Genomic DNA, 24,463 nt, shown 5'->3' with positions numbered 1-24,463 from the left:
GTGGCATATGGTTGCTTGTGTGACTAGCGGGGAGGGAGTGTCGAACGTGCGAGATGGGTGCACCATCCGAGTGGTGAACGTCGACGGCAGACCGCGCATCCCCGGGCCATCCAGACGGAATCTGCCATTCCGGCTCTTTGGGCCCCGTAGACACCCCGAGCAGGCGCCGTTTTCTAGCGCGGCCGGAATCGGCTGAAAATTACCACAGGTGGCCGAAAGAGTCCGCCGGGCACAGTGTCCGGACCGTTTTCCGCTCATTCAATGAAGAAGCGCGGTCGAAACGGTGAGGCGTTCCCTCCTTTACTCCGAGGAACGTTTCCGGCGACAGAGGACGCTCACGCTGCCATGACGCGCCGGCGTGGGAGGGTCCGCTCGGCCGGTGTGTTGGGTCAGCGAATAGGGGGAGCTGTGCAATTTCGTATCCTGGGGCCTCTCGAGGCTTTGGACGACGGGAATCCTCTCGGTCTGGGAGGCACCAAGCAGCGGGCGACGCTCGGCTACCTGCTCCTGCAGGCCAACCGGGTCGTGTCCACCAGCCAACTGCTCGAGGCCCTGTGGGCCGTCGACGATGCGCCGATGTCGGCGCGCAAGATCTTGCAGAACGCCGTCTGGGGCCTGCGCAGAGCCCTCGCCCCGTCCGGCCCCGAAGGAGGGCCGCCACCCCTGGTGACCCAGCCTCCCGGCTACAAACTCACCGTCGCCCCCGACGACGTCGACCTGTACCGCTTCCAGGCCATGGCCGAGCGGGGGCGCGAAGCGCTCATCGCGGGCCGGCCGGAGAGTGCTGCCGTCCTGTTACGGGAAGCACTGGACCTGTGGCGGGGCCCAGTCCTGGCGGACCTGGTCGAATCGGGCATCGCCTGGCCCGAGTTGTCCGCGGTGCAGAACGCTCGGCTGAACGCCATGGAGGACTGCTTCGACGCCGAGCTCGCCCTCGGCCGCCACCACGCGGTGCTGGGCGAGTTGGAGTCCGTGGTCGAGGACACCGCCCTGCGGGAGCGGTCGAGCGGCCAGTTGATGCTCGCCCTGTACCGCAGCGGCCGCCAGGCGGACGCGCTGAACGTCTACAGCCGGGTGCGGTCGGTGTTGGCGGAGGACCTCGGACTGGAACCCGGCCGCGAACTCCAGGCACTCCAGTGGGGCATCCTGAACCATGACCAGCGGCTGAACGCGCCCGTGGGGACCGGGGAATGGGAGGCGCGCGGAGAACGCGTCACGGCCTCGAACGGCGACCGGACGCCGGCCCCGCCGCTCCCCTCCCCGCTGCTCCCCTCCCCGCTGCTCCCCGCCCTGCCGCTTCCCGCCTCACCGCCACCGGCCGCAGCGGCGGGCGGCGACGCCTCCTGGCCCCACGCCCCCGCGCGGGGCGTGCCCGAGCCGGCCGTCGTGTTCCCGCCCAGGGTGCCCGTGCCGGACCGCGAGCCGGTGGCCGTGGCGGAGCCGCTCCCGGCGCGGGACGGCGCGCGGTCCCCGCAGCTCCGGCCCGGGCCGGAAGCCGCGGCGGCCACCCGCCGGAAGGTCAGCGTGCTGCTGATGCGTACCGAGCTCGGCACGAGTGGTGCGGAGGGCGACGTCGAGGCCGTCGACGATCTGCTGGAACGCGCCTCGCGGTGGATCCACCAGACCATCGAGTACTTCGGCGGCCGGGTCACCGCGGCCATCGGATCGATCCTGATGGCAGTGTTCGACACAGGTGAGGAGGGGGCAGAGCACGCGGAGCGGGCGGTGCTCGCCGCACTCGCGACCCAGGACGGGTTGCGGTCGGCCTTCCTCTCCACGGCGCCGCCCGGCCTTCGGGAAGCCCTGTCCTTGCGGGCCGCGGTCACCACCGGCGAGGCCGTACTGCGCTACCAGCCCGACGACCGCGGACAGCCTTCGTCCATCAACGGCAAACTGCTCAACACCTGTGACTCGCTGCTCTCGCGCGCGCGGGCTCGTGAGATCCGCGCCTGCGACACCACGCGTACGGCGACCGAGGCCATGATCGACTTCCGCAAGGCGCCGGACGGGGACGGTGCTGTGGACTGGACGGTTCAGGGCATACGACCCGAGTACGTGGGCGGCCTCAGGCTGCCCACGGTGGAGCGGGAATCCGAACTGTCGGTGCTGACCGGACTGCTGGAGCGGGCCTGGCACCGAGTGACACCGCACGTGGTCACGGCCCTCGGTGACCCCGGCATCGGGAAGACGCGCTTCCTCGCCGAGTTCGGGCGCATCGTCGGCGCCCGCGCGAACGTCGCCCAGCTGAGCCTGGGCCGTTGCCAGGACCCCGCCGCCGGAGGCGTCTTCGAAATTCAGCGGCAACTGGTGTGGGCACTGTGTCAGGTCGAGCCCGCCGACCCGCCTTCGGTACGCCGGCAAAAGATCACCCGCGCCGTCCACCGGCTGATCGACGACCCGGACCGGGCGGCCCGGCTGCTGGAGTGCCTCGGCCAGTACACCGACCCCGACTCCCCGGGCGTGGGGGAGGATTTGGAGCCCTGGCGCAGGTTCCTCGAGACCACCGCGCTCGACCGGCCGCTCGTCCTGCTCATCGACGATCTGCACCTTGCCGACGAGACGGTGCTGGACTTCGTGGCGGGGCTGGCGGACATTTCCGACGTGCCGCTCCTCGTCGTGGCCATGGCCAGGCCGGAACTGCTCCAGCTGCGCCCGGAGTGGGGAGGAGGCAAGCGCCATGTCACCACGCTCACCCTGGACCCGCTGTCGGACGCCGCCGTGGACGAGCTCCTCGACTGTCTGCTGCCCGACGATCCGAAGGCAGAGGCGAAGGACGGGGCGAAGTGGTTCCGCAGGGCGCTGCGGATCGGCCTCGGGGACCGGCAGGACGAGCGACGCAGGTACCTGCGCTCGGTGCTCTCCATCCGCGGGACCCGACTGGCCCGCGTCGGCCAGCCGTGCCGGGCGGCCGGCTGACCGAAACCGGAGGCCCGGTCAGCGGACCGGGCCTCCGGGCAGTGCGCGGACCGTCAGGCCCCGGCAGCCTCGGCCGGGAGGTCTTCCCCCCGGGGGAGATATTCCCGGCCCCACGAGCCGAGCGGCAGGAGCGCCACGTGAAGCGCCTCACCCTGGGGCGTCAGCGAATACACGACCCGCAATCGGGGCTCGTCGTGCATGGTCCGCAGGACGATGCCGTCGGCCTCCAGCTCGCGCAACTGCTGGATCAGGACCTTCTCGCTCACTCCCGGCACGAGCCGTTTCAATGCGCCGAACCGGTGCGACTGCTGGTGAAGGGCCCAGAGAATGAGAACCTTCCACTTGCCGCTGATGACTTCCATCGCGGCGTCAAGGCCGCAGAAGACCGGTCGTGACCTCACGCTCATCTTCACACCCTCCGTCTCCAGCGCTCCGTGCACGTGTAATCGGAGTCGCCAGACTAACGCAGAGAATTGGTCACGCAGGCGTGGGCCAGGGATAGCAAGCCGTCAACTGGCCGAAAACAGAGGCACGGTTCACGGCGCGAACAGGGCTTGCTCGTCCTGGTCCCGCAGGACCGAGCACAGTGCGCGCAAGGCCGTCTCCAGCCTTTCGACTTCGGTGTCGGTGATGAGGACGGACGGCTCGAAACGGAGGGTGTTGACGGCGCTCGCCGTGGGAAACGTTCGAATGCGGTGCGTGCGGAACAGATAGCCGGAGATGACGTATCCGAAGATGCCGCCGGCGGCCGCGTCCCGGATACCGGCGACTGCCGAGCCGGCCTGGTCGTGGAATTCGAGCCCCAGCATCAGGCCCTTGCCGCGGACGTCCCGGACCACGTCGGGGTACTCCTGCCGCAGCGTGCCGAACAGCGTGAGCAGCCGGTCGCCCCAGGTCCTGGCCAGGCGGTACACCTCGCCGTCGCCCGACTCGACGAGCTCCAGCGTCTTCAGGGCGAGCGTGTTCGAGAAGGTGTCCTTGGCGAAGGTCGAACTGTGGACCAGCTCGAAGTCTGCGCGGTACCTGCTGCCGCGTACCAGCGTCACCGCGGCCTTGGCGATGCCTCCGCCCAGGCCCTTGGCGAGTGTGTAGTAGTCGGCCTTCAGACCGATGAGCGAGCTGGCGAAGAAGGCGCCGGTGCGACCCATCCCGCTCTGGATCTCGTCCACGACGACAGGGCAGTCGACGGAGTCGCACGTCTCCCGGACGGCCCGCGCCATCTCCTCGGTGACCACCCGGATCCCGCCCTCGCCCTGGATCACCTCCAGGACGAACGCCGCGAAGACCGGGAAGGGACGCTCGACGATCCGGACCTCGCCGTCCTCGACGACCACGTCGAGCACGTTCTCCCGCTCCTCCTCGGCCAGCTTGGAGACGGCCTGCGGCTGGTCGAAGGGGAGGAAGCGGGCCTGCGCGGCCATGGACGCGAACGGCAGCCGGAACGAGGCGTTGTGCGTCAGCTGGACGCTGCCCGCCAGCTTGCCGTGGAACCCGCCCTCCAGCGTCAGGAACACCGGCGGGCGAGCGGCCTTCTCGGCATTGTGCCGCCGCACGTGCGCCGTCAGCTCCTCGAACATCTCCGCCCTCCGCCCGCCGACGCCGGGAGCAACGGCACGCGCGGCGCTGTCCGCCACCCTGGCCTCGCCGGCCGCCACCGCGGCCCGGGCCGCGGTCAGGTGCGCGGAGATCTCCGCCTCCAGCTCGGCGATCTTCATGCCGCGTTCGAACACCGCGTGCTTCAGGGCGACTTCCACGGACTCGGCGCCGCTGTTGGAGAACAGTGCGTAGTACGGCTCCCCCTCGCCGAACTCCCGCTGGACGATGTGGTTCAGTGCCGCGGCGACCCGGCTCCCCTGCGTCTGCCGGGAGGCCTGCGCGAGCACCGGCGCCCCGGAGTCGAGGAACTCCTTCGCGGCTGCCACGATCTCGGGGTGGTTGTGGCCCAGTATCAGGGCGCCGTACCCCCCGGCATAGTCGAGCACCGCTGTTTCCAGGCCGCTGCCGTCGCGGAAATAGAGCGTATTGCCCTCACCGCGGACATACTCCACGTCGATCCCCAGGAATGACAGGAACTGCAGCATCTGCGGTTCCGCGAGTTCGTTTTCGGACGAAGGCGCGCCCATCTTGGCCCCTTTTCCCTCATGAGTTTCCGGACACCGTGATATCGGTACGCCGATGGCGTCGGCATATCGCTCCGACCCTACGGGCGGAGTGCTCGAAGGGTGCCAATATGCGGTCACGCCGCGGTAAATACAGGAGGGCCCTGCGAAGGTTAGCGGCGGATGACCTGCTGATGGAGGGCGCCTCGTGCCGCATGGATATGTTGACGTGGAATCTGTTCAGTATCTCGGGCGAAGACGCCGGCCGCGGACTCGCGAACGACGGGAGATCCCATGTCCGATCACGAGGCCTCGACGCACAGTGTGGCCGCTGCGGCACTGCGCGGGGCAATGGGCCGGTTCACCACCGGTGTCGTCACCCTCACCGTGGGGGGCGAGCACGTCCACGGCATGACCGCCAACGCCTTCAGCTCGGTGTCGCTGGCACCCCCGCAGATCCTGTGCTGCGTGGCCCACAGCGCGGTCATGCACAAGGCGATCATGAATGAGCGGCGGTTCGCCGTCTCCATCATGGGAGCGGACCAGGAGGGGCTGGCCCGCTACTTCGCGGACAAGACGCGGCCGCTGGGACCGTCCCAGTTCGCGAGCGTCGACTGGCGGCCGGGCCCGTACACCGGCGCTCCCCTCATCGCGGGAGCGCTCGCCTGGCTGGAGTGCGAACTCGCCGACGCCTACGACTCCGGCGACCACTCGATATTCATCGGCTCGGTTCTGCATTCCTCCGAGGGCCCCGCCCGGCAGGGGCTGCTCTTCTTCGACGGCGGATTCCACGCGGGTGCGACTGCCGAACGCTGACATCGCTGACATCGCTGACGAGACACGAAGAGAGCCGGCGCCCCCGCGGAGGAGGCGCCGGCTCTCTTCGTACCGGTCAGGCGGCGGATCGCGCCGGGGTTCTCGTCACCTTGAGCGCTTGCCGCGCGGCGCGCAGCCCCGACTCGATGGCCCCCTCCACGAAGCCGACCCAGCCCGTGGCGATGTCACCGCTCGCGAACGACACCCGGCCCAGGGGCTGCTGGATGGCGGGCAGCTGCCTGGTGAGCTGCCCGGGGCGCCGCAGCGCCCAGCCGCCCAGGGCGTACGGGTCCTTGCCCCAGTCGTGCGCCAGGACGCTCACGACGGTCGCCTCGGGCACCATCAGGCGGACGGCGTTCTGGACCGCGGCGACGTCCGTGCCGTCCAGGGGCGGCTGGCTGTTGAAGCCGACCATGAGCTGGCCGTCGGTGAGCGGGTTCTGGGAGAGCAGCGTGGTGAACCGGCTGCCTTCGGCCCCGCGCGCGGCCACCCGATCGGCGAGGCCCGTGACGCGCATCCACAGTTTGTTGCTGTACGGAACGCCGACGCCCTCGGTCGTGGCCTGCGTGTGCACGGTCGGCAGACCGGGCCTGAAGGAGATGTTCTTCCACACGTTCACCGGTACGGCGACCACGGCCGCCTGCGCCGTGAACACCTGGCCGGACTTGACCGTGACCCTGACCCGGGTGCCGTCGTCGCAGACCGAGACCACGGGGGAGTTCAGACGTACGGTCGCGGCCGACTCGGTCAGCATGGCCCGGAGCAGAGCGGTCATGCCGCCCGTGATGCGCCGGGACATGACGGCCTCGTACCCGGCCACGTTGTTGCCCGCCAGGGACCACCACTGAGCCAGGGCGGTGTAGGCCCCGATGTCGCTCGATCCGCCCGAGTAGCTCGCGGTCGTACCGCTGAGCCAGCGCTCGTCCTCGGGCGGCAAGCGCAGCTGGTTCAGCCGGTCGCGCAGGGAGAGCCGGTCGGCGGTCGCGAGCAGGTCCGCCCGGTACAGCGGATCGGTCGGGTACGGGAAGAGCTCCTGGGCCCCCTCGAAGAGCCGGTTCATCAGGGCGGTGTAGCGCGTGTCCACCTCCTCGGGAGGGAACGTCTGGAAGCCGGAGCCGGAGCCGGACGGCATGATGTAACGGGTCGGCGGAGTACCGGAGTACGTGCTGATGCCGTAGCGGTTCAGTTCGTCGTGGACCAGGGGCTGGGTCGGACCGATCCACTGGGCACCCAGCTCGACCTGCTGTCCCTGGAAGGTGGAGGTCCACGTACGGCCCCCGACGCGGTCGCGCGCTTCGAGGATCAGCGGGCGCAGCCCCTTCGCCCGCAGCTCGCGGGCGGCCGTGGCACCGGCGTAGCCGGCGCCGATGACGATGACGTCGTGGGCCTCCTCGATTGCCTGGGGTCCGGCGGGTATGTCCGAGGCTAAGGCCGGTGCGGCCGCTGCTGCCGCTGCCAGGGCGGCGAGGCCGCCTGCCTTGATCAACGTCCGTCGCGGCAAAGGCCGTTGCACCGCAGGGGAGGGCAGACGTCTGTCTTGGATCACGTTGCTTCCTTCGATGATTCATCCTCTGGGGCACAACGCCCGAGGAGCTTTTCGGACTAGAGCAGCGGGGTGTCGGGGTCGAGTCCGAGCAGGACGCGGCCGTGGACCTCCAGGCTGGCGGAGAGCAGGATCATGCCGTGCAGGGCCAGGCCCTGGATGTCGCGGTGGAACCGCTGGATGGGGACCTGGCGCTGGATGGCGGTGGCGCCGCTGGCGTTGTAGAGGATGTCCACCGCCTCCTTGGCCAGCTGCACCGCGTAGGCGCTGTGGCCGCGCACCGCGGCCTTCTCCTCCAGCGTGGGCTGCTCACCGGTGTCGGCGCGCTGCTGGAGGACCTCGTACGTACGGTGCATGAGGGCCTCGGCCGCGCTGACCTTCGCATCCGCCGTGGCGACCTGGATCTGGGTGAGCGGGTGCTGCCTCTGGTCCGTCCAGGAGGTGTAGGTGATTCCCCGGCCGGGAAGCCGGTCAAGGAAGGCATCCAGCGCCCCGCGGGCGCCACCGATGAGGGTGGCCACTCCCTGGGAGATGATGTAGCTGTAGAGGCCGTACTCGCGGCCCGTGGGCTGCCAGTCCTCCGGGAGGTCCGCCAGGGCGGCCTCGAAGGCGGCCGGGTCGGTCGGCACGACCCGGTGGGCCGGCACGAACACGTCGGCGGCCGCCGAAGTGCAGCTGCCGGTCGCGGCGACGGACGAGGTGTGCCAGTCGTCCGCGAGGGTGAAGTCCTCCATCGGGACCATCGCGATCGCTTCTTCGACCCTCCCGTCCGGGTGCTGGACGATTGAGGTGGCGACGTTCCACTGGGCGCCGCGGCAGCCGGAGTTGAACTTCCAGGAGCCGTTGAGGACGAAGCCGCCCTCGGCCGGGGTGAGGACGCCGGACGGAGTGAACCCTCCGGATATCCGTACGTCGGGGGTGGCGAAGACCTCCTTCTGGATCTCCTCCGGGAACAGCGTGATCATCCAGGCGCTGGAAACCCATACGCCGGCGATCCAGCTGGTGGACACGTCACCACGGGCGATCTCGGCCAGGACCGCGGCCTGGTCCGCGAGCGAGAACTCCAGTCCGCCGAAGGCCTTCGGAGTGGCCATGCGAAATACGCCGGCCTTTTCCAGGAGCTCCAGATTCTCGTCCGGGAGCCAGCGCCGGTCCTCCGCCTCCAGACCGTTTTCCTTGAGCTTGGGGACTACTGCGCGCACGGCGTCCCGCAGGGATGCCACATCGATTTCATGCGTCGTCATCGCTGTCTCCTTGTCCGTCAGGGGCAACAGCGGCAGCCTGGCAGAGAGACGGCGCCACCCAGTCATGGTGCGGTAACCGGTCGTCCTCGGCCGGTGGGCGGCAGGAATCGGCCGCCGAAGTGGAACCATCGGCGCCGAACAGCGGGAACGGACACGAGTGTGCCCGGACGACAGTGAATTCGTCCGGGCACACGCGTGGTACGAGATCGGAGCGGCAGACCCTACTGGCCCGGCGCCCGGTTGATGCGCTGGCCGAGGCCGCCGTCCACGTTCAGCTCTTCACCGGTGGTGAAGGTGGCGTCGAAGGCGAGGAACAGCACAGCGCGCGCGATCTCCTCGGACGAACCGTGGCGGCGCATCGGGGTGATCTCGTCACCGACCTTCTCGAACGCCTGGAGCATCTCCGGGCTGGCACCGGTGATGCCGGCGGTCGGGGTGTGGATGAAACCGGGGCTGACGGCATTGACCCGGATGTTCCGGGGCAGCAGCTCGGCCGCGATGACCTTGGTGAACGCCCGGACGGCAGCCTTGGCACCGGCGTAGGGGCCCATGCCGGGGTTGCCCGAGTCGTTGGCGATGGAGGTGGTGAAGACGATCGAGCCACCGTCCTTGACCAGCGGGGCGAGACGCTGGGCGGTGAAGAACGCGCCCTTCGCGTTCACATTGAACGTCGAGTCGAACAGCTCCTCGGTCACATGGCCGAAAGGACCGAGCTGCGCGAAGCCGGCGTTGATGAACAGCAGGTCGATCTGACCCAGCTTCTCCTCGACGATGCCACCCAGCGCGTCGATGTCGCTCAGGAGCCCCGTGTCGGAGCGTACGGCGTGTCCCTTGGTCCCGAGTTCGGCCTGGGCGGCAGCGAGGTTCTTCTCGTTCCGGCCCGTGACAAGTGCTTCACCCCCGGCCTCGACCAGAGCCTTGGCTGTGGCAAGGCCCATTCCGATGGTGCCGCCGGTGATAACCGCTTTCTTGCCCGCGTACGTACTCATGAATTCCTCTCAACTGGTCCACACGGAAAGCCGTCACCCAAAGCGCGCTTTCCGGTCGCCATCACAGCGTCACCCATAAAGCGCGTGGTCACAAGTACGAACATTCAGGTCAGTGGTTACCTCAAGGTAAGTGGTTCGCGCTGAAGACCACGCCGTGAGCGGCGGATTACGGGGCTTCTCTAAGCTGCTGTTTCCCGTACCCCCAGTGAGTTGGGGCATGCCTGTTCCATGGGAGACGACCGTGACCAATGAAACCTGCCCGTTCGCCATCGATCCCACGGGGCGCGACATCCACGGGGAAGCCGCCGTGCTGCGCAGCAGGGGACCGGCCACTCGGGTGGAGCTGCCCGGCGGCGTGCCCGCCTGGTCCGTGACCGACCAGGCCCTCGTCAAGCAGTTGCTCACCGATCCGCGGGTCTCGCGCGACGCCTACCGGCACTGGCCCGCCTGGGAGAACGGCGAGGGCGAGCTGGCCCGGTCCTGGCCGCTGTCCATCTGGGTCCAGGACCGCAACATGATCACCGCCTACGGCAGCGAACACGCCCGGCTGCGCAAGCTGGTCGCCAAGGCCTTCACCGCCCGCCGCACGGCCGCCCTGCGCCCGCGCATCGAGGCCATCACCGAGGACCTGCTCGACCGCATCGCCGCCGCGCCGGGTGACGAACCCCTCGACCTGCGGGAGGCGTTCGCCTACCCACTGCCCACCCAGGTGATCTCCGAGCTGCTCGGCATCCCGGACGACGTCCGCGCACAGCTGACGGACATGATGGCGGCCATCTTCCAGACCGGCTCGTCGGAGGAGGAGGCGCGGGCGAACCAACTCGCCCTCTACGCGCTTGCGGAGGGGTTCATCGCGGACAAGCGAGCCCACCCCGGCGACGACCTCGCCAGTGACCTGATCGCGGCGCGCGACGACCAGGACGGCGGTGCGGGCCTGTCGGAGGTGGAACTGATCGACACCCTGTTCCTCATGTACACGGCGGGCCACGAGACCACGGTGAACCTGCTGGACCAGGCCGTCGGCGCGCTGCTGACCCACCCCGGGCAGCTGGAGCTGGTGCGCACCGGCCGCGCCGGCTGGGAAGACGTCGTGGAGGAGACCCTGCGGGCCCATTCGCCGCTGGGCAGTCTGCCCCTGCGGTATGCCGTCGAGGACATTGCGCTCGACGAGGCGACCATCACGAAGGGCGACGCGATCCTCATCAACTTCGCGGCCGTCGGCCGCGATCCGAAGATCCACGGGGAGAACGCGGAGACGTTCGACATCACGCGGCCGACGCGCGGCGACCACATGTCCTTCGGGCACGGCGTGCACCACTGCGTCGGCGCGCCGCTCGCCAGGCTGGAGGCCATGGTCGCACTCCCCGCCCTGTTCGAACGGTTCCCGGACCTGACGCTCGCCGAACCCGCGCACCACTTGCGGCCGTTGGAGTCGTTCGTATCCAACGGGCACGCATCGCTCCCCGTGTTCACGCGGTCGAAGACCGCCTTCTGAACCACCCGGCCGTGCAGGCGCGTTCCCTCGCGCGCACGCAGCGGAAACGCCCCCGGCAGGTGCGGCTGCCGGGGGCGTTCCTCGTGGCCGGCATCCCCGGCCTGTCCGTATCGGCGGTCGCGCCACCGGATGGGTACAGCTGAATGGCCATGCAGCGGAGTACGTCCGTGGCATGGCCATTCAGTCGTGGAAGGGTCAGTTTCCGGAGCCGTGCGGATTGTCGATGGCGAAGCGCCACGTGCCGTCCGGGCCGAGCCGCAGAACATCGAGGCCCGTTCCCTCAAGGTGTTCGTCGCCCTCGGGCGCCGGGATGTCGATGGCCCAATCGACCACCAGCAGGGCCGTGTTTCCGGTGACGTGCTTCTCCCGGAGCGTCGCGGTCATCCGCGGCTTCTGCGTGAGGAACTCGACCAGCGCGTCCTCGCGCGCCTTTCCGGTGAGCGGGTTGCCTGGCTCCCAGACGGAGACGGCATCCTCGGTGTACATGCCCCTGAGGGCTTCCACATCGCCGGCGTTGAACCTCTGGACGTAGAGGTTGCCGTGCTCCTCCGCTGTGCGGGCGAGTTCCTCGATGGTGCTGGACATAGGGTGATCGCTCTCACTTTCTCTGGTCTCGAAGCCGGTATGCGAGCGCCGATCGAACATAACGGCCGCCCATCACCGTCTTCTCATTCATGGGCAATGCCCTGCTCACCTTTCCCATGCGTATCCGAGGATTACCGGCGTGTTACCGGATGCGGAACGATCTTCGGCAGACTGGAGATCACCTTTTCGCAGGGCCGGTCTGCACATCCTCTCCAGGGAGTCGGAATGAACGAAATCGCTGTCGTCGGATGGTCGTGCCGACTTCCGATGGCTTCCGGCCCGGAGGACTTCTGGAAGCTGCTCCGCAACGGCGAGAGCGCCCTCAGTGAGGGAATGCACGGGCGACGCGGTGGATTCCTCGACGGAGTCGGTGAATTCGATGCGGCCTTCTTCGGTATATCGCCGCGCGAGGCGGCCGTGATGGACCCTCAGCAGCGCCTCGTCCTGGAACTCGCCTGGGAGGCACTCGAAGACGCGGGCATCGTGCCGGACACCCTGCGCGGCAGCCGTACCGGAGTGTTCGTGGGCGCGCTCCGCGACGACTACGCCAACCTGCTCTACCAGCAAGGTGCCGAGGCGATCACCCCGCACGCGATGACCGGCCTGAACCGCGGAATCATCGCCAACCGGGTCTCGTACTTCCTGGATCTGCGCGGGCCGAGTTTGACCGTGGACACCGCCCAGTCCTCGTCGCTGGTCGCCGTACACCTGGCCTGCGAAAGCCTGCGCACCGGCGAAACGGACACCGCGATCGCCGCCGGCGTGAACCTGAACATCCTCACCGAGACCGCCCTCACCGAGGAACGGTTCGGGGCGCTGTCCCCGGACGGCGAGAGCTACGCCTTCGACGCCCGCGCCAATGGCTTCGTGCCCGGTGAGGGCGCCGGCGTGGTCGTCCTCAAGCCGCTGCGGCGGGCGCTGGCCGATGGCGACCGGATCCACGGGGTCATCCTCGCCAGCGCGGTCAACAACGACGGGGCCACCCCGGGCCTGACCGTGCCCAGCGGCACCGCGCAGGAGCAGGTGATCCGCGAGGCGTACGAGCGCGCCGGGGTGGACCCGCGCACCGTGCAGTACGTGGAGGCACACGGCACCGGCACCCCGGTCGGCGACCCCATCGAGGCCGCCGCTCTGGGTGCGGTGCTCGGCACCGGGCGCGACAGCGCGGATCCGCTGCTGATCGGCTCGGCCAAGACCAACGTCGGGCACCTGGAAGGAGCAGCCGGCATGGTCGGACTGCTGAAGGTGCTCCTCGGTCTGGAACGGCGGCTGTTGCCGCCCAGCCGCAACTTCACCCGCCCCAACCCCGCGATCCCGCTCGCCGAGCTGGGCCTGTCGGTCCTGTGCGAGCCCACCCCCTGGCCGCACCCCGACCGACAACTGATCGCGGGAGTCAGCTCCTTCGGCATGGGAGGCACCAACTGCCACGTCGTGGTCGCCGAAACACCCCAGAGCGACCCAAGCGCCCCCGCCGCCCCGGCGGCGGCACCGGCGGCATCCGCCCCCGTCCTGGCATGGGTGGTCTCCGGGCGCGGCGAGGAAGCCCTGCGCGCCCAGGCCGCGCGCCTGCACGACGCCGCGAGCAGCCCGGACGCACCGGAACCCCACTCCCTCGGATGGTCCCTGGCAGCGACCCGGACGGCGTTCGCCGATCGTGCGGTGGTCCTCGCCGAGGACCGGGACGGGCTGCTGCAGGGCCTGCGCGCCCTGGCCGACGGGCAGCCGTCGCCGCGCGTCGTGACCGGCCGCGCGGCGCCGGGCCGCCTCGGCGTCGTGTTCACGGGTCAGGGCAGTCAGCGCGTCGCCATGGGTCAGGAGCTGTACGCGGCGTACCCGAGGTTCGCGGCGGCGTTCGATGAGGTGTGCGCCGAGCTGGATCCTCTGCTTCCCCGGCCGCTGCGCGAGGTGATCGTCTCGGGTGAGGGGCTGGACGAGACGGGTTTCACGCAGCCCGCCCTGTTCGCCGTCGAGGTGGCCCTGTACCGGCTCGCCGAGTCGTGGGGGATGCGCCCGGACTTCGTCGCGGGCCACTCCATCGGCGAGATCGCCGCCGCCCACGTCACGGGCGCGCTCTCGGCCGCCGACGCCGCACGGTTGGTCGTGGCCCGGGGCCGGTTGATGCAGGAGCTGCCGGCCGGTGGTGCGATGGTGGCGGTGGAGGCGACGGAGGACGAGGTCGCCGTGCTGCTGGCGGGCCGTGGCCATGAGGTGGGTATCGCTGCTGTCAACGGGCCTTCTGCCGTGGTTGTTTCAGGTGTCGAGGAGGCTGTGGCGGAGGTCGCGGCGGAGCTGGCGTCGCGGGGTCGCAGGACCAAGCGGCTCCAGGTCTCCCACGCGTTCCATTCCCCGCTGATGGACCCGATGCTGGCGCGGTTCCGTGAGGTGGTCGGGGCGCTGGACTTCCGTGAGCCGGGGGTGCCGTTCGTCTCCACGGTCACCGGCCGTGTCACCTCGATCGGTGAACTGGCTTCCCCTGACTACTGGGTGGAGCAGGTGCGCCGTCCGGTGCGGTTCCTGGACGCGGTACGCACCCTGGAAGCCGAGGGCGTCACCACCTACCTCGAACTCGGTCCCGACGGCGTGTGCGCGGCGATGGTGGACGCGTCGGTGCGCAACCAGGAGGCGGCGGTCGCCGTGCCGGTCCTCAGGGCGGACCGCCCCGAGGCGAAGACCCTGGCGGCCGCGCTCTCCACCGTGTTCGTCCGCGGCGGGCGGATCGACTTCACGACGGCCTACGAGGGCACCGGAGCACACCGCGTCGACCTGCCCGCCTACGCGTTCCAGCGCACCCGCCACTGGCTCGACGGCGCGTCCCCGCGCCCGGCCCCACTGCCCGGCGATGCCCCGGCCGGGCACGCCGGCACGGCCGCGCACGGCACGGTCTCGGCGGGCGGGCTGGGAGAGCGCCTGGCCGCGCTGTCCGGGACCGAGCGTCGGCGGACGCTGACCGACACCGTGCGCGCGCACGTCGCCGCGGTCCTGGGCCACGAGCCGGATCAGTGGCGCGACTTCGACGCCACCTTCAAGGACCTGGGCTTCGACTCGCTGATGGCGGTGGAGCTGCGCAACGCCCTGTCCGCCGCCACCGGGCTGGGGCTGCCCACCGGGCTGCTGTTCGACCGGCCCACCCCCGGAGCCGTCGTCGACCACCTCCTCGACCGGCTGCTGGGCGCGCCCGCCGACGATGACACGGAGACCGCCGTCACGGCCGCGTGCGACGACGGTGAACCGATCGCGATCGTCGGCATGGCCTGCCGTTACCCGGGGGGCGTCGGCTCTCCGGAGGACCTCTGGAAGCTGGTCGCCGACGGAGTGGACGCCATCTCGGCCTTCCCCACCGACCGCGGCTGGGACCCGGACCTGTACCACCCCGACCCCGACCGCCCGGGCGGCAGCTACGTGGACCACGGCGGATTCCTGCACGACGCCGGCGAGTTCGACGCGGCGTTCTTCGGCATCTCGCCGCGGGAGGCCCTGGGCATGGACCCGCAGCAGCGGCTGCTGCTGGAGACCGCGTGGGAGGCCGTCGAGCGCGCCGGCCTGGAACCCCGCTCCCTGCGGGGCAGCCGCACCGGCGTGTTCGTCGGCGGCACCGCGCTCGACTACGGCCCCCGCATGGACGACACCGGCCACGGCGTGGAGGGCCACGTCCTGACCGGCAGCACCGCCAGCGTGATGTCCGGCCGCATCGCGTACCAGCTCGGGCTGACCGGCCCTGCGGTCACCGTGGACACCGCCTGCTCGTCCTCCCTGGTGGCGCTGCACATGGCGGTGCGCTCGCTGCGCACGGGAGAGTCCACGCTGGCCCTCGCGGGCGGCGTGGCGGTGATGTCCGCTCCGGGAATGTTCGTCGAGTTCTCCCGCCAGCGCGGACTGGCCGCCGACGGCCGGAGCAAGTCGTTCGCGGCGGGCGCCGACGGCACGTCCTGGGCCGAAGGCGTCGGGCTGCTCGTGGTGGAGAGGCTGTCGGACGCCCGGCGCCACGGGCACCGTGTCCTCGGCATCGTCCGCGGTACCGCCGTCAACCAGGACGGCGCGTCGAACGGTCTGACCGCCCCGAACGGCCCGGCGCAGGAGCGGGTGATCCGTCAGGCGCTCGCCGACGCCCGCCTCGGTGCCGGGGACGTCGACGCCGTCGAGGCCCACGGGACCGGCACGACCCTCGGCGACCCGATCGAGGCCGAGGCCGTCCTGGCCACGTACGGGCAGGGCCGGGAAGGCGGCGAGCCGGTGTTCCTCGGCTCGCTGAAGTCGAACATCGGGCACACGCAGGCCGCCGCCGGCGTGGCCGGGCTGATGAAGATGGTGCAGGCGATGCGGTACGGAGTCCTGCCGCGCACCCTGCACGTGGACGCGCCCACCCCCCATGTCGACTGGACGTCCGGCGCCGCGGAACTGCTCACCGAGGCCCGCCCGTGGCCGGCCACCGGCCACCCCCGCCGTGCGGCCGTGTCCTCGTTCGGAATCAGCGGCACCAACGCGCACGTCATCATCGAGCAGGGAGATCCCGACCTCGGCGCGGACCCCGTCCACCACCCCGTCCACGACTCCGGGCAGGTTCCCCCGGCGTCCGGCGCGACGGGGCCGCACGGACCGTGGGTGCTGTCCGGCCGTGACCCCGGCGCGCTGCGCGCCCAGGGGCAGAGGCTCCGCGACCACCTGCGCGACCACCCCGGGACGGCCCCGGCCGACATCGGCGTCTCGCTCGCGACGACCCGCACCGCCTTCGAGGAGCGGGCCGTCATCACCGGCGCCCGCACCGACGACCTGCTGGCCGGGCTCGACGCCCTCGCGGCCGGCGAGGACCACCCCGGCCTGGTGCGCGGCAGTGCAACCGGACCCGCGACCACGGCCGTGCTGTTCACCGGGCAGGGCGCACAGCGCCTCGGCATGGGACGCGAGCTGTATGCGGCGTTCCCCGTCTTCGCGCGGGCACTCGACGCCGTCTGCGCCGAACTGGACCCGTACCTCGAACGGCCGCTGCGCACGGTGATGTTCGCCGCCGAGGCGGATCAGGACGCCGCGCTGCTGCACCGGACCGGCTACGCACAGCCCGCCCTGTTCGCCTTCGAGGTCGCCCTGTACCGGCTGCTCGAACACCACGGCCTGACGGCGGACGCGGTCGCCGGCCACTCGATCGGCGAGCTCGCCGCCGCACATGTCGCGGGCCTGTGGTCGATGGCGGACGCGGCACGGCTGGTAGCCGCCCGCGGCCGGCTGATGCAGGCCGCCCGGGCGGGCGGTGCCATGGTGGCCGTCCAGGCCGGCGAGGAGGAGATGACGGCCGCGCTGGCGGGCCGCGCGGGAGAGGTCACCATCGCCGCGGTCAACGCCCCGGACGCCGTGGTGATCTCCGGCGACGCGGACGCCGTGGAAGCGGTCGCGGCCCACTGGGCGGCCCGCGGCCGCCGGCACCGCAGGCTCTCCGTGAGCCACGCCTTCCACTCGCCGCACATGGACGAGGTACTGGCGGAATTCCGTGAGGCGGCCGCCGCCCTCACCTACCACACGCCCGGCATCCCCCTGGTGTCGACGCTGACCGGCAGGCTCGCCCGTGAGGACGAACTGCGCTCGCCGGACTACTGGACGCGACAGATCCGCGAGGCGGTGCGCTTCGCCGATGCCGTGGACACCCTCCACGACGAGGGCGCCACCGTGTTCGTCGAGTGCGGCCCCGACGCCGTCCTGACCGCCCTGACCGCCCGTTGCCTCCCGGGCGGTCAGGCCACCGTCGTCCCGCTGCTGCGCCGGGGCCGGCCCGAGCAGGACACCCTCGTCCGCGGGCTCGGCACGGCCTACGCGGCCGGCAGCCGACTGGACACCGCCGCCTTCTTCCCCGGCGCCACCGCCGTCGACCTGCCGACGTACGCCTTCCAGCGCGCGCACTACTGGCTGTCCCCGCAGCCGGCCGGCGACCCCCGCCGCCTCGGCCTGGACGCCGTCGGGCATCCGCTGCTCGGCGCCGCGGTCGACATGGCCGGGCGCGACGAGTCCGTGCTCACCGGCAGGCTGTCGCTGAACGACCGCCCCTGGCTGCGCGGCCACGCGATCGGCGGCACCGTCGTCGCCCCCGCCACCGTCTTCCTGGAGCTGGCCGTCGCGGCCGCGGACCGCACGAGAGCTCCGTACGTGGAGGAGCTCACCCTGGAGGCACCACTTCCCCTGACCGACCGCCGGGCCGCCCAGCTGCAGATCACGGTCGGGGCGCCGGACGCCTCCGGCACCCGCCACTTCACCGTCCACGCCCGGCCCGACACCGGCGACGACGCGCCGCACGAGTGGACCCGCCACGCCTCGGGCTCCTTCGGGACGACACCCCCGCCCGCCGATCCGCCGGGGGCCCTGCGCGCCTGGCCGCCCGCCGGAGCCCGCCCCGAGCCGCTCACGGACGTCTACGGCCGGCTCGCCGCCGCCGGGTACGCGTACGGACCGGCCTTCCAGTGCCTGCGCGCGCTGTGGCGCGGCGCCGACGGCGACCTGTACGCGGAGGTACGGCTCCCCGACGACCAGCTCCCCGACGCGGCCGCGTTCGCGATCCATCCGGCCCTCTTCGACGCCGTCCTCCACCCCCTCGTGCTGGACATGGCGGACGGCACCGACCCGACGGGGATCCGGCTGCCCTTCGCATGGACCGGCCTGACCGTGCACGCCGTCGGGGCAACCGAACTGCGGGTGCGCATCGCCGTGGACACGCAGACCGGCACCGCCGCGCTGACCCTCGCCGACACGGCCGGCGAACCCGTCGCCGACGTCGCGTCGCTGGCCCTGCGCCCGGTCGCCCGGGACGTGTTCGCCGGGCCGGCCGGAGACCGAGAGCCGCTGTACACCCTGCTCTGGCCCACCGTCGCCGCCCCGCAGGCGGGCGTCACCTGGTCCGAGGCGTCCGGCAGCACACCGGCGGCTGCCGCGGACGACGGCGCCGACGTGGTCGTCGTACGCCTCGCCGCACCCGGCCAGGACACCGGAACCGTCCCGACGGCGGACACCACCGTACGGACCCTCGGGCTCGTGCAGCGCTGGCTGGCCGATCATCCGCTCGCCGACGTCCGCCTCGCCGTGGTCACCACACGCGCCGTCGCGGTCCTGCCCGGCGAGGACGTGCTCGGCCTGTCGGCCGCACCCGTGTGGGGACTGATCCGCTCCGTGCAGTCCGAGCACCCCGGACGGGTCACCCTGGTCGACCTCGACGACCCGGCCGACGACAAGTCCCTCATGGCAGCGCTGGCCCTCGGCGAACCACAGGCAGCCGTCCGCGACGGCCGGCTCCACGTGCCGCGCCTGGCCCACGCCGGCCCGCCCGGGCCGACTGCGGACGGAAGCCGTCCCGACGCCCGCGCGGCGACACCGACCCGCATCGACCCCGAGGGGACCGTCCTCATCACGGGCGGCACCGGCGGACTCGGTGCCCTGCTGGCCCGGCATCTGGTGACCGGTCACGGGGTACGCCGGCTGCTGCTGAGCAGCCGGCGCGGCCCGAGCGCGCCGGGCGCCCGCGACCTCGTCGAGGAACTGACCGGGCTCGGCGCCGAGGTGACCGTCGTCGCCGCCGACGCCGCCGACCGCGAGGCCGTCGTCTCCCTGCTGGCGCACGTCCCCGCGGAGCACCCGCTGACCGCCGTCGTCCACACCGCGGGCGTGCTCGACGACGCACCCGCCGAAACCCTCACCGAGGAGCGGCTGCGCGCGGTGATGCGGCCGAAGACGGACGCGGCCTGGCATCTCCACGAGCTGACCAAGGCTCATCCGAAAGCCGTCCTCGTCCTGTTCTCCTCCGTCTCCGGGCTCATCGGCACTCCCGGCCAGGCCAACTACGCCGCGGCCAACTCCGGACTCGACGCCCTGGCCGCCCACCGCCGCGCCCGGGGCCTGCCGGCGGTCTCCCTCGCCTGGGGCCTGTGGGACGCCACCCACGGAATGGGCGGCTCGCTCCGCCCGGCCGACCTCGCCCGCTGGGCCCGTGCCGGCTTCGCGCCGCTCACGCCCGCCCACGGCCTCGCGCTGTTCGACCGCGCGCTCGCCGAGGGGCGCGACGCGCTGCTCGTACCGGCGCTGCTGAACCCGGTCGCGCCGGACACCGGTCCGGATCCGGTGCCCGCGGTTCTGCGGGACCTCGCCGGCCCCGCGTCCGCGCCTCCCGCGCGCCGCACCGTCACGGCGCGGGACGGCTCGGCCGGCCCGGACCCCTCGTGGGCGCTGCGCATGGCCCAACTTCCCGCCGATGAGAGGCAGGCCGCGGTTCTCGACCTGGTCCGCACCGCGGCCGCCGAGGTGCTCGGGTACACCGGCGGGACCGAAGTCGCCCCCGACCGGGCGTTCAAGGACATCGGCCTCGATTCCCTCGGGGGAGTCGAACTGCGCAACCGCCTGAGCGCCCGCACCGGGCTGCGGCTGCCCGCCACGACCGTGTTCGACCACCCGTCGCCGCTCGCCCTGGCCGGCCACCTGCTCGGACAGCTCGCGGGTCCGGCCCCCGCCGAGGTGCGGGCGCCGGCCGGTGTCGCGGTGGATGAGCCGATCGCGATCGTGGGGATGGCGTGTCGGTATCCGGGGGGTGTGGGGTCGCCGGAGGAGTTGTGGCGGCTGGTGGCTGATGGTGTGGATGCGGTGGGTGAGTTTCCGGGGAACCGGGGTTGGGATGTGGAGTCGCTTTACGATCCGGATCCGGATCGTGTGGGTACGTCGTATACGCGGCGTGGGGGGTTTCTGTACGACGCGGATGAGTTCGATCCGGAGTTCTTCGGGATGTCTCCGCGGGAGGCCGTGGCGACGGACCCGCAACAGCGCCTGCTGTTGCAGACCGCATGGGAGACCTTCGAGAACGCAGGCATCGACCCCGCCGTCCTGCGTGGCTCCAGCACCGGTGTCTTCACCGGTGCCATGTACGACGACTACGCGTCCCGGCTGCCCAGGACACCCGGCGAGTTCGAGGGCTTCCTGCTCGCGGGCAACCTCTCCAGCGTCGTCTCGGGACGCCTGGCCTACACGTACGGGCTGGAAGGCCCGGCGGTGACGGTGGACACGGCCTGCTCGTCTTCGCTGGTGGCCCTGCACCTGGCGGCGAGCGCGCTGCGGCAGGGCGAGTGCGACCTGGCCCTCGCCGGCGGCGTCACGGTCATGTCCGGACCGAACGTGTTCATCGAGTTCTCCCGGCAGCGTGGCCTCTCCCCGGACGGTCGCTGCAAGTCGTTCTCGGCTTCGGCGGACGGTACGGGTTGGTCGGAGGGTGCGGGGCTGTTGTTGGTGGAGCGGTTGTCGGATGCGCGTCGGCACGGGCACCGGGTGTTGGCGGTGTTGCGTGGTTCGGCGGTGAATCAGGACGGGGCGTCGAACGGTTTGACGGCTCCCAATGGTCCGGCGCAGGAGCGGGTGATCCGGCAGGCGCTGGTGAACGGCGGGCTGAATCCGGCCGACGTGGATGTGGTGGAGGCGCACGGTACCGGGACGACCCTGGGCGACCCGATCGAGGCGCAGGCGCTGCTGGCGACCTACGGCCAGGACCGGCCGGAGGGTGGGCCGTTGTGGCTGGGTTCGCTGAAGTCGAACATCGGGCATGCGCAGGCGGCTGCGGGTGTCGGTGGTGTGATCAAGATGGTGGAGGCGATGCGGCGTGGTGTGATGCCGCGGACGTTGCATGCGGAGGAGCCGTCGTCGCACGTCGACTGGGATGCGGGTGCGGTGCGGTTGCTGGCGGAGGCCAGGGAGTGGCCGCGGTCGGACCGTCCGCGCCGGGCCGGCGTGTCGTCCTTCGGCATCAGCGGGACCAACGCCCACGTGATCATCGAACAGGGAGACATCGAGCACGGAGGCAACGAGCACGGAGGCAACGAGCACGGAGACAACGAGCACGGAGACAACGGGCCGGAGCCCACGGCTGACGAGGTCACGGTCACGCACCCCGTTCCCTGGTTCGTCTCGGGCCGGGACGAGACGGCGCTGCGGGCGCAGGCGGGACGGCTCCATGCCCACCTGGAGACACGGCCCGACGCCGACCCGGTGCACGTCGGATACTCCCTGGCCACCACCCGAGCCGCACTCGGCCACCGTGCCGCGGTCGTCGGCGCCACCCGCGACGAACTGCTGACCGGCCTGAAGGCCCTCGCCGACGGCGCCGAGACGCCGGCCGTGCAGCGGGCGGTCGGACCGCGCGGCGGCGCGGACACCGCCGTGCCGGGGCGAGGACGCACCGCGTTCCTCCTGACAGGGCAGGGCAGCCAGCGCCTCGGCATGGGCCGGGAGCTGTACGAGACGTCCCCGGTGTTCGCCGCCGCGCTGGACGCCGTGTGCGACCACCTCGACTCCGCCCTGTCCCGACCGCTGAAGGACGTCCTGTTCGCCCCGGAGGGCTCCGCGGACGCGGCGCTGCTGGACCGGACGGTCTTCACCCAGGCCGCACTGTTCGCCGTCGAGACGGCCCTGTACCGGCTCCTCGAACACCACGGCGTGGCCCCCGACTACTTCCTCGGTCACTCGATCGGCGAAGTCGTCGCGGCACACCTGGCCGGGGTGTGGGACCTGGCCGACGCCTGCGCCGTAGTCGCCGCACGCGGCCGCCTCATGCAGGCCGCACGCAAGGGCGGGACGATGGCCGCCCTGGAGGCCGCCGAGGACGAGGTGCGCGAGACGCTGACCGCGTACGGCGACACGATCGCCGTCGCCGCGGTCAACGGACCCCGCTCGACCGTGGTCTCGGGCGACGCCGAGAGCGTGGAAGCCGTCGTCGCACTGTGGCACTCGCGCGACAGGAAGGCCAAACGCCTGCCGGTCAGCCACGCCTTCCATTCCCCGCACATGGACGACGTCCTGGACGAATTCCGGGCGGCCCTCGCCGGGGTCACCTTCCACGAACCGAGCATCCCCGTGGTCTCCGACGTCACGGGGGTGCTCGCCACGGCCGGCGAACTGCGCTCGCCCGACTACTGGACCCGTCACATCCGCGAGGCCGTCCGCTTCCTCGACGGCATGCGGTTCCTGGAAGAGGCCGGCGTCACCACGTACGTGGAACTCGGCCCCGACGGAGTGCTCACCGCCATGGCGCAGGAGTGCCTCACCCAGGACGGAGCCGGCCTGATCCCCGTCCTGCGCTCGGCGCGGCCGGAGAAGCTCACCGTCACCGCCGCACTGGCCCGCATCCACCTCGACGGCGGGCGGCTCGACCTGACCACCGTCTTCCCCGGCGGGCGCCGAGTGGACCTGCCCACCTACGCCTTCCGCCGCGACCGCTACTGGCTGACGGCGGCGGCCGAGCCGGCCGACGCCTCCGGCCTCGGACTGAGTGACGCCGGCCATCCGCTGGTGGGCGCCACCGTCGCCGTCGCCGACCGCGACACGTACCTGCTGACCGGCCGGCTGTCCCTGGCCACCCATCCGTGGCTCGCGGACCACGCCCTGCACGGCGTGGCCGTGTTCCCCGGCACCGGTCTGCTGGAACTGGCCGTCCGGGCGGGCGAGGAGGCCGGCTGCCCCGACGTGGCGGAGCTGACGTTGTCGGCGCCGCTGGTGATACCGGAGCGCGGCGGCGTACAGGTGCAGATCGTCGTGGCCGAACCGGATGCGGACGGCCGCCGGCCCCTGGCGATCTACGCACGACAGGACGACGGAAAGGACGAGGCCGGTCGCATCTGGACCACCTGCGCCACCGGTCTGCTCGCGCCGGAGACCGCCCGCACGCCCGCTTCCGGCCCCCTCGCGGTGTGGCCGCCCACGGGCGCGCAGGAGATCGACCTGAGCGGCGTGTACGAGAGGCTCGATGCGGCGGGCTACGGCTACGGACCGGTGTTCCAGGGGCTGCGCCGCCTCTGGCGGACCGACGGGGACCTGTACGCGGAGGTGGGGCTGGCCGACGAGCAGCGCGCCGGCGCGGCCGGCTATGCCGTGCACCCCGCCCTGCTGGACGCCGCGCTCCAGGCCCTGCTGCCCGCGGTGGCGGGCGGGCACGGACCGGGGGGCGTGCCGTTCTCATGGGAGGGGGCCCGCGTGCACGCCGTGGGCGCCGCGGTCCTGCGGGTCCGGCTCACCGCGACCGGCGGTGACACGGTGGCCCTCACCGCTGTGGACGGGGCGGGCGCGCCGGTCGCGTCCGTCGACAAGCTCGTCCTGCGCCCGCTGTCGGAGAGCGCCGTTCGCGATGCGGCCGCCGCAGCACGGGGCGGGCGGGACGGCCTGCTGCGGGTCGAGTGGTCCGAACTCCCGGAGTCCGGTGCCCCGGAGGCGCCCTCGTGGACGGAACTGGGCGACGGAGCAGCGCTTTCGGACTTGGCGGAGCTGCCGGACGGAGTTCCCGGCACGGTGCTGCTCCGACTGCCCGCTCCGCCGGAGGGGGACCGCGATGTGGCCGCGAGGGCGCATGTCGTTCTCGGTGAGGTGTTGGGTCTGGTGCAGGGGTGGTTGGGGGAGGGGCGGTTTGCCGGTTCGCGGTTGGTGGTGGTGACGCGGGGTGCGGTCGCGGTGGGAGCGGGGGAGGTTCCCGATCCGGCTCTGGCGGCGGTGTGGGGTCTGGTGCGCTCGGCGCAGACGGAGAACCCCGGCCGGTTCACCCTGATCGATGTCGAAGGCTCCGCCGATGCACCCGGCAAGTTCCTGGCTCAGGTGGCTGCTTCCGGGGAACCGCAGGTGGCCGTGCGCGGGGAACGACTGCTGGTACCGCGACTTGCGCCCTTGACCCCGACTGCCGGCGAACGCCCCTCCTTTGGTGGGGGGACGGTGTTGGTGACGGGTGCGACGGGTGTGTTGGGTGGGGTGCTTGTTCGGTATTTGGTGCGTGTGTGTGGGGTGCGGTC

10 protein-coding genes are annotated in these 24,463 nt (G+C 71.6%); 4 read left to right on the top strand and 6 right to left on the bottom strand.

The window, feature by feature from the left end:
• Nucleotides 1-441 precede the first annotated feature (441 nt).
• On the top strand, nucleotides 442-2,916 hold the full coding sequence (locus ACFYM0_RS05315; RefSeq protein ID WP_388496779.1) for a BTAD domain-containing putative transcriptional regulator: 2,475 nt from the start codon (nucleotides 442-444) through the stop codon (nucleotides 2,914-2,916).
• A 53-nt stretch (nucleotides 2,917-2,969) separates the two neighbouring features.
• On the opposite strand, the gene ACFYM0_RS05310 is transcribed toward ACFYM0_RS05315, so the two are convergent.
• Together ACFYM0_RS05310 and ACFYM0_RS05305 are read right to left on the bottom strand one after the other, a co-directional pair.
• Nucleotides 2,970-3,323, bottom strand: coding sequence for a winged helix-turn-helix transcriptional regulator (locus tag ACFYM0_RS05310; protein ID WP_388497685.1), 354 nt, complete (start codon nucleotides 3,321-3,323; stop codon nucleotides 2,970-2,972).
• 129 nt (nucleotides 3,324-3,452) lie between these two features.
• Entirely contained in the window at nucleotides 3,453-5,039 is a 1,587-nt protein-coding gene (locus ACFYM0_RS05305) for an aspartate aminotransferase family protein (protein ID WP_388496776.1), read from the bottom strand.
• Nucleotides 5,040-5,309: 270 nt separating this feature from the next.
• On the opposite strand from ACFYM0_RS05305, the gene ACFYM0_RS05300 reads away from it, so the two are divergent.
• On the top strand, nucleotides 5,310-5,831 hold the full coding sequence (locus tag ACFYM0_RS05300) for a flavin reductase family protein (RefSeq protein ID WP_388496774.1): 522 nt from the start codon (nucleotides 5,310-5,312) through the stop codon (nucleotides 5,829-5,831).
• Nucleotides 5,832-5,907: 76 nt separating this feature from the next.
• Here ACFYM0_RS05300 and ACFYM0_RS05295 read toward each other — a convergent pair whose 3' ends face one another.
• The 3 genes from ACFYM0_RS05295 to ACFYM0_RS05285 all read right to left on the bottom strand — a co-directional run bounded on the left by ACFYM0_RS05295 (nucleotide 5,908) and on the right by ACFYM0_RS05285 (nucleotide 9,607).
• Complete coding sequence (locus tag ACFYM0_RS05295) at nucleotides 5,908-7,317, bottom strand: flavin monoamine oxidase family protein (protein WP_388496772.1); 1,410 nt, start codon at nucleotides 7,315-7,317, stop codon at nucleotides 5,908-5,910.
• Nucleotides 7,318-7,433: 116 nt separating this feature from the next.
• A complete protein-coding gene (locus ACFYM0_RS05290; RefSeq protein ID WP_388496769.1) occupies nucleotides 7,434-8,618 on the bottom strand; it encodes an acyl-CoA dehydrogenase family protein in 1,185 nt (394 codons plus the stop codon).
• Nucleotides 8,619-8,839: 221 nt separating this feature from the next.
• Complete coding sequence (locus tag ACFYM0_RS05285) at nucleotides 8,840-9,607, bottom strand: SDR family oxidoreductase (protein ID WP_388496767.1); 768 nt, start codon at nucleotides 9,605-9,607, stop codon at nucleotides 8,840-8,842.
• 241 nt (nucleotides 9,608-9,848) lie between these two features.
• On the opposite strand from ACFYM0_RS05285, the gene ACFYM0_RS05280 reads away from it, so the two are divergent.
• Nucleotides 9,849-11,102: a cytochrome P450 gene (locus tag ACFYM0_RS05280; RefSeq protein WP_388496765.1), complete on the top strand. Its 1,254-nt coding sequence runs from the start codon at nucleotides 9,849-9,851 to the stop codon at nucleotides 11,100-11,102.
• A gap of 195 nt (nucleotides 11,103-11,297) precedes the next feature.
• On the opposite strand, the gene ACFYM0_RS05275 is transcribed toward ACFYM0_RS05280, so the two are convergent.
• Nucleotides 11,298-11,687: a YybH family protein gene (locus tag ACFYM0_RS05275; protein WP_388496764.1), complete on the bottom strand. Its 390-nt coding sequence runs from the start codon at nucleotides 11,685-11,687 to the stop codon at nucleotides 11,298-11,300.
• Nucleotides 11,688-11,912: 225 nt separating this feature from the next.
• On the opposite strand from ACFYM0_RS05275, the gene ACFYM0_RS05270 reads away from it, so the two are divergent.
• On the top strand, nucleotides 11,913-24,463 hold a 12,551-nt coding region (locus ACFYM0_RS05270; RefSeq protein WP_388496761.1), incomplete at its 3' end, for a type I polyketide synthase.

The sequence above is a fragment of the Streptomyces sp. NPDC006487 genome, assembly GCF_042870555.1.
Taxonomy (GTDB): Bacteria; Actinomycetota; Actinomycetes; order Streptomycetales; family Streptomycetaceae; genus Streptomyces.
Note: the sequence above shows the minus strand (reverse complement) of the source record. Positions and strands in the feature narration are given on the sequence as shown.